General features: G+C 61.7%; 9 protein-coding genes. 6 read left to right on the top strand and 3 right to left on the bottom strand.

Annotated elements, in window-relative coordinates:
- Together Y708_RS0114170 and Y708_RS0114165 are read left to right on the top strand one after the other, a co-directional pair.
- Nucleotides 1-768: DDE-type integrase/transposase/recombinase (locus Y708_RS0114170; protein ID WP_028280438.1), on the top strand; the 768-nt coding region annotated here is incomplete at its 5' end.
- An 84-nt stretch (nucleotides 769-852) separates the two neighbouring features.
- Nucleotides 853-1,692, top strand: a complete 840-nt coding sequence (locus Y708_RS0114165; protein WP_028280437.1) for an aldo/keto reductase — start codon at nucleotides 853-855, stop codon at nucleotides 1,690-1,692.
- 55 nt (nucleotides 1,693-1,747) lie between these two features.
- On the opposite strand, the gene Y708_RS25190 is transcribed toward Y708_RS0114165, so the two are convergent.
- Nucleotides 1,748-3,127, bottom strand: a complete 1,380-nt coding sequence (locus tag Y708_RS25190; protein WP_081746812.1) for an alpha-hydroxy acid oxidase — start codon at nucleotides 3,125-3,127, stop codon at nucleotides 1,748-1,750.
- 94 nt (nucleotides 3,128-3,221) lie between these two features.
- On the opposite strand from Y708_RS25190, the gene Y708_RS0114155 reads away from it, so the two are divergent.
- The 3 genes from Y708_RS0114155 (at nucleotide 3,222) to Y708_RS0114145 (ending at nucleotide 6,143) form a co-directional block, all read left to right on the top strand.
- A complete protein-coding gene (locus Y708_RS0114155) occupies nucleotides 3,222-3,929 on the top strand; it encodes a FadR/GntR family transcriptional regulator (protein WP_028280436.1) in 708 nt (235 codons plus the stop codon).
- A 79-nt stretch (nucleotides 3,930-4,008) separates the two neighbouring features.
- Nucleotides 4,009-5,082 carry a lactonase family protein gene (locus tag Y708_RS0114150; protein WP_253905825.1) on the top strand — a complete coding sequence of 358 codons (1,074 nt, stop codon included), beginning with the start codon at nucleotides 4,009-4,011 and terminating at the stop codon, nucleotides 5,080-5,082.
- Between the two features lie 392 nt (nucleotides 5,083-5,474).
- Nucleotides 5,475-6,143 (top strand): polysaccharide deacetylase family protein, encoded by a 669-nt coding sequence (locus Y708_RS0114145; RefSeq protein WP_253905824.1) that lies wholly within the window; start codon nucleotides 5,475-5,477, stop codon nucleotides 6,141-6,143.
- 267 nt (nucleotides 6,144-6,410) lie between these two features.
- On the opposite strand, the gene Y708_RS25185 is transcribed toward Y708_RS0114145, so the two are convergent.
- Nucleotides 6,411-7,556 (bottom strand): tyrosine-type recombinase/integrase, encoded by a 1,146-nt coding sequence (locus tag Y708_RS25185; protein ID WP_051479010.1) that lies wholly within the window; start codon nucleotides 7,554-7,556, stop codon nucleotides 6,411-6,413.
- Between the two features lie 2,278 nt (nucleotides 7,557-9,834).
- Between Y708_RS25185 and Y708_RS0114130 the strand changes: the two genes are divergently transcribed.
- A complete protein-coding gene (locus Y708_RS0114130) occupies nucleotides 9,835-10,536 on the top strand; it encodes a hypothetical protein (protein WP_028280432.1) in 702 nt (233 codons plus the stop codon).
- Nucleotides 10,537-10,777: 241 nt separating this feature from the next.
- Here Y708_RS0114130 and Y708_RS0114125 read toward each other — a convergent pair.
- Nucleotides 10,778-11,467: hypothetical protein (locus tag Y708_RS0114125; RefSeq protein WP_028280431.1), on the bottom strand; the 690-nt coding region annotated here is incomplete at its 5' end.

Genomic DNA, 11,467 nt, shown 5'->3' with positions numbered 1-11,467 from the left:
CTGGACGAAGGCGTCTATTTGTGCTCAATCTCCACGTTCTATCGCGTCCTGGAGGAGAACTGCCAGGTCAAGGAACGCCGACGGATCGCACGCCACCCGGCGCGGGCCGTGCCGGAGCTGGTCGCGACCGGACCCGGACAGGTTTACACCTGGGACATCACCAAACTCGCCGGCCCGATCAAGGGCAAATACTACGACTGCTACGTCATGATCGACATCTATTCCCGCTACATCGTCGGCGCCTACGTCCATGCCCACGAGTCCGGGGAACTGGCCGTGGAAATGATGAAGGAAATCTTCGGCATCCACGGCATCCCGCAGATCGTCCACGCCGACCGTGGCACCTCGATGACCTCCAAAACAGTCGCGGCGCTGCTCTCGGACCTGGAGGTCACCCGGTCCCATTCCCGTCCCCGGGTCAGCAATGATAATCCGTACAGTGAGGCCTGGTTCAAGTCGCTGAAGTTCGCTCCCGCGTTCCCCGAACGCTTCGGTTCCCTACCCGATGCGAGAGCGTTCATGGACTTCTTTGTCGACGGGTACAACCACACCCATTGCCACACCGGAATCGGCCTCAACACACCGGCGGATGTCCACTACGGACTGGCCGCCAGCAAAGCCCTCGAACGAGCCAAAATCTTGGCCGCCGCACGGGCAAAAACACCCGAACGATTCACCACCAACAACGACCCCAAAATCCTCGCCATCCCCAACACCGCCTGGATCAACAAACCAGCCGAGAAAAACGACACAAAAGCAGCAGCCTAATTCCCACTGGCCTCATTCACCTTGACAAATTCCGCAGCGGCATGGTTGCCAACCCTGAACCCGAAACATCAACCGAAGGCGTATATGAGTACCTCACCAAACCTTACGTTCAATGACGGCCGCACCATCCCCCAGCTGGGCTACGGCGTGTGGCAGGTTGATGACGTAACTGCCGAGGACGTTGTAGGCCGCGCATTCAAGGCCGGTTACCGCCACATTGACACCGCCATGATCTATGGAAATGAGGCCGGCGTCGGGCGGGCAATCGCTGCATCGGGCCTGGATCACGCGGACCTATTCATCACCACCAAGCTGTGGAACGCAGACCAGGGCTACGAAAGCACCCTGGAGGCCTTCGAAAAATCGATCGATCTGCTTGGCTTGGAAACCCTGGACCTGTACCTGATCCATTGGCTGCAGCCCAAGCAGGGCAAGTACGTGGACACATGGAAGGCCCTGGTTGAACTACAGAGGCGCGGCCGTGTGCACTCCATCGGCGTCTCCAACTTCACGGTCGAGGCACTTCAAGAGATCATCGACGCCACCGGGATTGTGCCGGCGATCAACCAGGTGGAGACGCATCCGTACTTGAACCAGGCCGAACTGCGTGCCTTCGAGGCCGACAAGGGTATCCTCCATGAGGCATGGTCCCCGTTGGGCTCCGGCAAGGGTCTCTTGGAGGATCTTGTTTTGCAGGACATCGCGTCAAAGCACAATGCCACGCCTGCTCAGGTTGTGATTGCCTGGCACCTCGCGCTGGGCATTGTGGTGATTCCAAAGTCCGTCACCGAGTCACGGATTGTGGAGAACTGGGGCGGGCTCAACATCACCCTGGACCAGCAAGACATTGACGCGATCGACACGCTGGATAAAGGCGCCTCCGGCCGCATCGGAGCAGACCCTGCCACGGCGGACTTCGCCTAGCCATCAGCTCTCATCGACTCTCCCCGAAATGACGTTCTCAGCGCCGAAACGGCCCTCAGACGGTCATTTTGGGGAGAGTCGATGCAGGGGCGGTACCCTGGTCGAGGAAGCGAACGTGGTCTTCGTGCAGCTCCGACACCTTGGTCACTCCGAGTAGCTGCATGGTTCGGGCGACCTGCGTTGCCAGGATTTCGATGGTTCGGTCGACGCCGATGCGCCCTCCCGCCATCAGCCCGTACAGGTAGGCCCGCCCAACAAGCGTAAAGTCCGCGCCGCGCGCCAGAGCGGCAACAATATCGCCGCCGCTCATGATGCCGGTGTCCAGGATGATATCGGTCTTGCCCTTTAGTTCCGCGGCGACCTCGGGCAGCAAATGCAGTGGGATCGGTGCCCGATCCAGCTGGCGTCCGCCATGGTTGGACAGCACAATCCCGTCGGCGCCGTGTTCCACTGCCTTCTTGGCGTCGTCGAGCGTCTGGATGCCCTTGACCACCAGCTTTCCCTTCCAGACTTCACGGAGCCAGTCGAGGTCCTGGTAGGTCAGCGTGGGATCGAACATGGAGTTGATCAGGTCCGCGACTGTCCCCGAGTAGCGGGACAGCGAGGCGAAGGTCAGCGGTTCATGCGTCAGGAAGTTGAACCACCAGGCCGGCCGGTAGGAGGCATCCAGCACCGTCTTGACCGTCAGCGCGGGCGGAATGGTCATGCCGTTGCGCACATCCCGCAGCCGGGCGCCCGCAACTGACGTGTCGACCGTAACCATCAAGGTGTCGTAGCCAGCCACAGCCGCGCGGTTGATCAGTTCCATCGATCTATCCCGGTCGGTCCAGAGATAGAGCTGGAACCAGTTCCGGCCGTTGGGCGCGGCCGCGGCCACGTCTTCGATCGATGCCGTGCCCATGGTCGAGAGGGTAAAGGGAATGCCGGCTGCTTGGGCCGCCTGCGAACCGGCGTATTCGCCCTCCGACTGCATCATCCGGGTGAATCCGGTGGGGGCAATGCCAAACGGCAGAGCCGATGTTGCGCCCAGGATCGACGTGCTGACGTCTACTTTGGACACGTCGCGAAGCACGCCAGGACGGAACTCCAGGTTCCTGAACGACTCGCGTGCGCGGCGCAGTGTGATCTCTTCTTCCGCGGCGCCGTCCGTGTAGTCGAAGGGGGCCTTTGGCGTGCGGCGCTTGGCGATGGTGCGCAGGTCTGCGATTGTGTTGGCCTTGGCCACCTGGTTCCGCGCTGTGGGAAACGAAGGTGCCTTGAACTTGAGCAGTGGCGTGAGATCCGCTGCCTTGGGGATCCGGCGGCGCAATGCGTCCGGCCTGCTGTCAGCTTCCCGTCCCCTCGTGCCGCTGGCGTTCGACGACGACGACGACGTCGGCACCGCGCCCGCCTGGGCGGGCTGAGGCTGCTGCTCGGCTGCAGTCTGCTGAGTCATGAGGGTCCTTTCTCGACACAAAACTATGGTTGGACCACAGGTGATATAGAGCACGTTACAGCAGTGGTTGGACCACATCAAGTAATGTTGCGCTATGAAAGCGCACCAAATTGTCCTCGAGTGGGTCGAGCAGGAAATCGCCGGAGACCGGCTCAGGATCGGACAGCGCCTGCCTGCGGAGCGCGCAATCGCGCAGCAGTTGGGAGTTTCACGGACTTCCGTGCGGGAGGCCATCCGAGTGCTGGAGGCCATGGGAATGGTGCGTTCCGGCGTGGGGTCGGGGCCCGACGCCGGGACGTTGATCACCGCGGATCCGTCGGCTCCCTTTACTTCCGCCATGCGTCTGCATTTTGCGACGTCGCACCTGCCTGCAGGTGACATCGTCCAAACCCGCGTTCTGCTGGAATCCTGGGCCGTTGGGCATGTCGATGCTTCATCGCCGTTCCTGGATTCGGTCCGTGCACTGCTCGAAGCCATGGATGCCCCTTCCGTCGACGCCGAACACTTCCTTGAGCTCGATGCCGAGTTTCATGTAGCGCTGTCGCAGGCGGCGGGCAACGTGCTGATCAGTACCATGATGGGCTCGCTGCGAGATTCCATCGGGCAGTACACGCTGGATATAATCGTCAATCTGCCCGACTGGTCCGCAACAGCGTCGCGGCTCCGGGCGGAGCACCACCAAATCTTCGACGCAATCCTGGCGGGCGATTCCGCCCACGCCTCCACTCTGGTCACCGGGCACATCGAGGGCTATTACCGGGAGGCGGGTTTCCCATCACACGAGAAGATGGCCGCGACGTAGGGCGAAATCGGCGTCGGTAGAGTCCCGCTTCCGCGCGGCGGACTGTGCCTGCGCGCTCCGAGAGGGCAGAATGATGGCCGTGGAAACTGTAGAGGCAAGATTGTGGATCGGCACCTATCCTGCGGAGGACACGTCGCCCGGGAGCGGTGAGGGCATCTGGGAGATCACGCTCAACCGGACAAGCGGGAAGCTTAGCGGTGCGCGGCTGGTGGTGGAAACGCCGTCGGCCTCCTTCCTCGCTGAGCGCCCGGGTGGGGGCGTGCTGTACGCGGTGTCCGAGGGTGAGCCGGGTACTGTTTCCGCGTTTGCAGTCACAGGCAACGACGACGGCGCCACCTCCCTGGTTCCGCATGGCCCCAGCCCGGCGCTTTCGTCAGGAGGCTCGGCACCGTGCCACATCCTGGCGCAGCCGGACGCCGTCTGGGTTTCGAACTACGGCGACGGCACCTTCACAGTCGTGGATGTGGACCATGACGGCGCATTCAAAGGTGCGCCGCGCACCTTTCCGCATGAAGGGAGCGGCCCCAACACCGAGCGGCAGGAGGGTCCCCACGCGCACTTTTCCGGCGACGTTGATGGCGCCGCCTGGGTCGCCGATCTCGGCACGGACCAGATCCGGCGCTACTCCCGTGGTCAGAATGGGCTGGAGCCGGACGGCATCGCCGCGACGCTGCCGCCGGGCACCGGTCCGCGCCATTTCGCCACTTACCCCGGCAGTATTGTGGTTGCCGGCGAGCTTGACTGCGCGCTGCACGTTGTCCATCTGGATGGGACCACCACGCTGCCGGGCGCTTCAGCGACGGCGGCGCCGACGTCGGAAGCCGGCAGTTTCCCGTCCCACATTGCGCGCAATGCGGATGGCACCCGCCTCTATGTGGCTGTGAGGGGGCCGGATGTCCTTGCCACCTTCTCAGTGACAACCGACGACGACGGGAGGGTCACCGCCGTCGAACACCTGAGCGACACGTCGGTGGCGGGGCGCTGGCCGCGGCACTTCGCTGTTATCAGTGGCGCCGAGGCGGACCTTGTGGTGGTTGCGAATCAGCTGTCGTCCGAGCTGGCTGTCCTGCGGATGGATCATCGCAGCGGCGCGGGGGTGCTCCTCGACACGCATGCGTTACCCGCTCCGGCGTGCGTGCTGCCCGGCGCGTAACCCGCAGATTCGTTGGGTTGATGCAGCCGCAGCAGCGTAGACACCGCGCGGTGTGCGCGAAAGCAACGAATCTGCGGGCTGCAGGCGCTCAAGTCTCGGGCGTGGCACCCGACTGATGGGTGAACCTGTGTGCGACCCTAGTGGACGTGATCAGTAACGATGGTGTCGGAAGCGTCGCTCGGCGCGCCATCGTCATGGGACTTGCCGGGTTTGCCGTCACGGCCTGTTCAGCGGCGTCACCCAAGTCGACCCCCAGTACGTCGACGATGCCCGCCCTCCCAACGCCACCACCGCCACCCTCGCCTTCGCCCAGCGCTGTGCTCAGCCCGTCAACATCGCCGCCGCCATCCACACCTACTCGCAGACAGATCGTTGATCAATTCTCTGAACGAGTGTCCACGTATTGGGGACTGGACGCGCCCGGCGTAGTTCAAACACTCTCTCCCGGCGCGTCGGGTATCGCCTTGACGTTCGACTGCTGCGGCGGTCCGGGCGGCGAGGCGCTGGACCGTGTGCTGATCGACACTCTGCGAACCCACCAGGTGATGTCGACATTCTTCCTGAACGCCCGCTGGATCCATGCCAATCCCGTTCTCGCCGATGAGCTAGCCGCGGACCCGCTGGTCGAAATCGCGAACCACGGCTCCGCGCATCTCCCCCTCTCGACGACCGGCAACAGCGCTTACGGAATCCCGGGAACGCGAAACGCCGGCGAGGTATATGACGAGGTCATGGTCAACCAGGACCTGCTTCACCAACTCACCGGGAAACCTGCCCGCTGGTTTCGGCCAGGCACCGCTTTCCTGGACGATGTGTCCTCGGAGCTTGTCCGCGCGCTTGGTCTGGTACCGGTGAACTTCAGCGTCAACGGGGACGCGGGTGCCACGTTTACGGCGGAGACCGTTGCCCAATCTGTTGGAGTGTCAGTTGCCGGCGATATAGTCATAGCGCACGCGAACCGGCCTCTCAGCGGGACGGCGGCAGGCGTCGCGGCGGCGCTGCCCGGAATGTTGGCGCAGAGCGCCCAATTTGTGCAGCTCTCGGAAGGGCTGGCCGTCTGAGCGATCGTGCGTTCGCGTGATGAAGCAGGAAGCCACTTGCCGCCGTCGCATACTCAGTGCATCACACGCATGCCTTAGGCTCGAGGCCGGGATAGCGAGATGGACATTGGTGAGCAGGGGATTCTGCTCACCAATGTCCAATCTGCTCACGAAAGTTGTGGAGCCTCCTGCCAGAGTCGAACTGGCGACCTTCTCATTACGAGAAAGAACGATTCTCCTTATGAATACAGGGAAGCAGGCGGTACAGGTGACGGAAAAGTGACGACTCTATTTGAAGCCGTGCTTGACCAGGGCGGCGCTGAGGCGGTCCGCACTGTCGTGCAGGTCATCGTCAAACAGTCCCGCATAGGTGTCTAGCGTCATGGTCGCGGAAGCATGGCCAGCTATCCGCTGAACCACTTTCACATTGGCACCCTCGCTTATTGCAAGACTGACGGCCGTATGCCGCAGACTGTGGAACTTGGGACGCGGAAAATCCTCATCAGTACCAGCAGCAGCGGCAATGGCTGGCTTGTAGTGGCGCTTGGCAAACAGACTGTTTCTCAGCACATGACCATTCGCAGAGCTAAACACACGCTCCCTGCGATCGCGTCCCTCAATGACCAAACGGAGCCGCTCGGCAATCGGAGCCGGTATCGGCACGGTGCGGCTCTCCCCGCCCTTAGTCGCTCCGAGGTCGTGCCGACCGCTGACCTCCGAATACGCCTTAGTTACCGCCAACTGAGGTCGATCACCCAGTTTCACGTCACCCACTGTAAGCGCCGTAATCTCGCCCCAGCGCAGACCCGTTAGCCCGGCGAGCAGGATCATCAGCTCATAGTCCCCAGCATGGCTGGCTATCGCCAGCAATTGCGGCATCGTCAGGTAAACGTGCCCACTCTTGCGCCCCTTGCCCGGCACATAGTCAGCCTGACCAGCCGCGTTCTTCGCAGGATTCTCCGCAAGATACCGCCGCCGCACCGCCTCACCCATCAGCCGCCCGAACGTCAGGGCCACTTCCCGCCGCGTCGCTGCGCCCGCTGGCTTCCCGTCCCGCCCCAGCAGGGACGTTGCCCACGCCTCTATGTCGTCATAGGACACGGCAGACAGCGGCGTATCTCCCCATCGAGGCTCAATGTAGTTGATGTACTGGCGGCGGTAGTTGTCCAACGTCTTGGGCGTCGCTGGCCCCTTTCCTCTCGCTCCAGAGGTGCTGATCCGGTTGAACCACTCAGCATAGAGTGCCGCGACCGTGAGCTTCTGAGACAGCTTGGGATCAACGTAGGTGCCACCTCGCACGGACTGCCGCCGCTTCGCGTCGAAGTCCTCCGCCTCGCGCTTGGTCTTGAAACGCTTACGTCGCCGCCTCCCGTTCGGATCGGTCCAGTCCAGCTCCCACGGTTGTTTAGGGGAGTCCACCCTTTTTATCGCCATACGGACAGCCTATCGTCACTGACGAAGTAATGAGAATGTCGATAGTGGAAATCTGGCTACGTTGGCCTTTACGACTCGCCGATGAATCGCGACACGCTACTCCGAACCTTGTGGGCCGAATCTATCCACAGCCTGTGGAAGAGAGGGGAGATTGTGGGGCGGGCTGCGGGCTGATCGCAACCGCGGAGTGTGGATAAGCTGTGGACGCTTCGCATACAAATACCGCGCACGTGGCACATCATCTTGGGGTCGCAGCCACGGCCTTGCACTAGACCTACACTATAAGAGACAGGAACGCAAGCGGCTAGCCAAGGGCCGCATATTTCTTGTCTATCATGGCGGAACGCTGGAGCCCGTCAGAGCTTTTCCATTGTGGCGCGCGGTAGCTCACCGAATGGCCGCAATGGAAATCCTCACCCATCCCAGTATTACAAGAACGCCAGGCTAGCGAGTCGCGCCGTGATATAGCGGACCCAGCCTATCGGACTTCCACAATTCACCGGTGCCGCGCCTATGCGTGGTTCAAACCTTGCGGGAGTGCATCATCTCTACCCTTACCAGCGCCAGCCCTACGGCTGGTCCCATCACCGCTGCCACGGCGCGCGAAATTACTGGCAGCGTCTATCTCGACCGGAAAGAATGCGCAGCCTACATGGGCGTCTCCGAGAAGTTTCTTGCTACCCATTTGTGCGACGGTCCCCGTCGCTTGCGTGTCGGGTCCAAGATCATCTACCGACTGGCCGACGTCGAAAACTGGATGCGCCAGCAAACGGTGTCTCGATGAACGCGGCAACTTTTGACAGGGAGGTCATGCGTCGGAAAGTGGCAGAGGCCGGACTCAAGAAGACTGCCGACACCATTAAAGTCATGCTCGACTGGACAAATGAGGACGGCTGGACCTGCATAAGTAAGGTCCGCATCGCTGCAGCTACCGGAGCCACTACCCGTACAGTCCAAAACCATTGGAAAGTAGCGAGACAGCGCGGGTTTCTCCGAAGCTACGACTATCCGGAGACTTTACGCAGAACGTCTGATCACTGGCTCACATGGCCGGGACGGCACGTAGGTTCCGGAGATCCTGGACTCGACGCACTTGCCGCACTCTATCCCGCTCACCTCCCTTGGCCCTCCGTCCCGGTCCAGAACTCTGGCGGACTGCCTCCGTTCTGACGTATGTATTTTTCTTCTCCCTATATAAGTACATACGCCGTCATCACCGTGCCATGGCGGAACCGCGGGCGCGCCAGCGTCCGCCGCCCCGCCGCCATCGGCACCAGGATGACTTTACTTACAGCCTTAAGGGTGCAAAGGGGCCGGGCGGCAGCCCGGCCCGTCTGATTAGTCCACTCGCTTCTTTCGCTTAGTCCACTCGCTTCTTTCGCTTTCAGGAGCGGGCCTCCGGCCCGCCTCTCTGTATCTGACAGCAGGCTCCGGCGCTGGCGCGCCTCGCCTGCGACTCCCTACGTAGCCTCTCGGGCTCCGGCTGACGCTCAAGGTCCTTGTTATTGCCCGGACGAACAACGGCAGGCCTCCTTCCGGCAGCGAGGCGCCAGCCTTGCCCTTAAGGCCGAGTTGGTTAGGCGACCCGAGCCGCATGGTCAAGAAGCACAGCTAAACAACATTGCACACCGCCGTGAATATCCGTCCAAGCGTTCACGGCACCGGATACCGCCACTGCTGTCGTAGCAGTGGTTACCCATCTCCACACTAAACCGGACCCGAACGGTCCAGACAGGAACGACAATGACTACCAAACCTGAAACCCACCGGCAGGCCCAACGTTGGGATGCTATGAAGAGGCACTACCTTGGTGTCGGTCTCTGCGGAGTCTGTGCCAGTCAGATCGCCTGGGGCCACCAACAGGGGTTCGCAGCGATCAAGTCTCCCTGCGCAAATTGCCTCCCGGTTCTCTTGGCCTTCCCTCGGAACGAAGCTGGTGAATGGCGTTCCGCGTCGCCCTCCACCCGCGCTTGCAGGTCAACACATGGGACCGAACAAGCCGAACTAACGGCAGTTTCCTAGCCGTCCCAGCGATGCCACCACCGGGAATGCCGGGAACGTCCGAGACGGTGCCCATTCCCGAGCCCTCTCAGCATTCAGTGGCACGCAGGACCACTCCGCTCCAGCGGCCTAGTACACACACTCCCATCCCATCACCCACATGCGGGCTGAAAGGCTCTCAGATCCGTCCGGCGTTTCCGCCCAACCGGACAGGAACGCTCTCACCCCAACACCCGGCCCAATCGGGCCGGGTACACCCACACAGGAAGTGCCCATAATGACAACGAATGACACCACCACCACTGCAGCACAGGCCGTCGAAGCAGCTCAGGCGAATCTGCAGAACGCACGCACGAAAGCCCGAGACGCACAGCAGGCCGCACGCCTGGCATCTAATCGCGCCGCGTCACTGAGCACCCGCCTCGACTCCGGCGACGCAACGGTAGACATCGAACAGATGGTCGAACACGAGTACGAAACCACACGGCAGACCAAGCTCGCCGCAGCGCACGAGCGCGCCATCCCAGCATTCGAGCAAGCACTGCGAATCGCGCGCACCGACGCCGCAATCGCTGAGACCACGGCAGGGCGAATCGAATCACAAAGCGCTCGCCTCGAACACTCCAAGTCGGCTGGGGCAAAACTCGCGGACATGCTCGAGCCCATCGAGTTCGAACTAGAGGAAAAGCAAAGCGTCCACGGTCAGTGGTATGGCTCGCTCATCCACACCACTGCCTACGGCGAAGGTTTCCACTACAAGAACGGCTCCCCAGACTCACCCATCCGTGTTGGCCGCAACAACGACGTAATCATCGACAGCGTGACGTACACCAGCGGAGCAGGCGGCGCCCATGGCGTTCAGCGAATCCTCGACGAAGCTAGTTCCGAGCTGACGCGCCGCCGGGCGGCTCGAAATGAACCGGCGCGACGCACTGCACTCGCAGAGAACGCCGAGCGGATCCGCGGAGAGTTCGCCTAACAACGGTCTACACAGCGCGGGACGCTGGCGCGCCCGGCTCTGTGACAGGGGGACAGTCACCACTAATCTCATCGGTTGGTGGTGACTGTCCTATCTTGCTCTCACCCAACAGTTATCCACAGGCTGTGGAAAAGTTCCCAAACCCGTACGTAACAAGAGGCGCTAACTACGTCCGGGCTTCCGACCTGGCGGGAAGGGGTGCACCCCCACCCCTTCTTTGCTTCAGAAGCCCGATCGGCGCCTAGCTGCCCTTCGTTTCGTCTGGCGGTCCCATCTCATCAAGTTTCTTTCTGACTGCTGATGAGAACTTGTATACGAGGCCTCCGCTGACGCCGCCGTGGGTGACGGTCTCGAAGGTAATCCGAGTGGCGGTTTCGACGGTGAGTTCTGCTCCTGTAGTCACACCGAGCAGGTAGATCAGACCCACTGTGTAGCCCACCAGGAGAGCCAGCATGAGACGGCCGGATGGGCTGAGGACCCTGTCCGTGAGGCGCCAACTCGTAGCAGCCGTCCTCATGAGCTGGTCGTTCTCGGCCAGTCGTTCCAGGTATAGCTTGACGTCCTCGTCAAGGTCCTCCTCGAAGAACGCGGCAGCGAGGTTCGCGAACCGCTCCTCCACCAGATCTTGGTCGTCGTCGGTATTGAAGACGTCATGAACGAATCGTTCGGCTGCTTCGCTTGTCAGACGGGAGAACGAGGCACCGGTGTTGTTCACGAGAGCTGCGGTTCCAAGTTGTTCTGTGAGGAGTTTGGTGAGCCCGGCCGTCGCAAGTTGCGAGAGCGCCGTTTGCGCAATGCTGACCGCCGACGACTGAGCAAGGACGGTTGTTGCCACGTCCATGTGCTTGAACTGCGCAACAATCCCTGCGGCGGGGTTGTACTTGAAATCCGCAAACAACTTCGCAGCTAGGTTGAAATCCGGGAACAACTT

Origin of the sequence: Arthrobacter sp. H5 (assembly GCF_000520595.1) — a bacterium.
GTDB lineage: Bacteria > Actinomycetota > Actinomycetes > Actinomycetales > Micrococcaceae > Arthrobacter_D.
The sequence above is the reverse complement of the archived record's forward strand: the minus strand, read 5'-3'. Positions and strand labels throughout refer to the sequence as shown.

Bases quoted from the DNA above. Each gene is read 5' to 3' on its own strand.
- Y708_RS0114165 (WP_028280437.1), top strand. From the start codon at position 853: ATGAGTACCTCACCAAACCTTACGTTCAATGACGGCCGCACCATCCCC.
- Y708_RS0114155 (WP_028280436.1), top strand. From the start codon at position 3,222: ATGAAAGCGCACCAAATTGTCCTCGAGTGGGTCGAGCAGGAAATCGCC.
- Y708_RS25185 (WP_051479010.1), bottom strand. From the start codon at position 7,556: ATGGCGATAAAAAGGGTGGACTCCCCTAAACAACCGTGGGAGCTGGAC.
- Y708_RS25190 (WP_081746812.1), bottom strand. From the start codon at position 3,127: ATGACTCAGCAGACTGCAGCCGAGCAGCAGCCTCAGCCCGCCCAGGCG.
- Y708_RS0114130 (WP_028280432.1), top strand. From the start codon at position 9,835: ATGACAACGAATGACACCACCACCACTGCAGCACAGGCCGTCGAAGCA.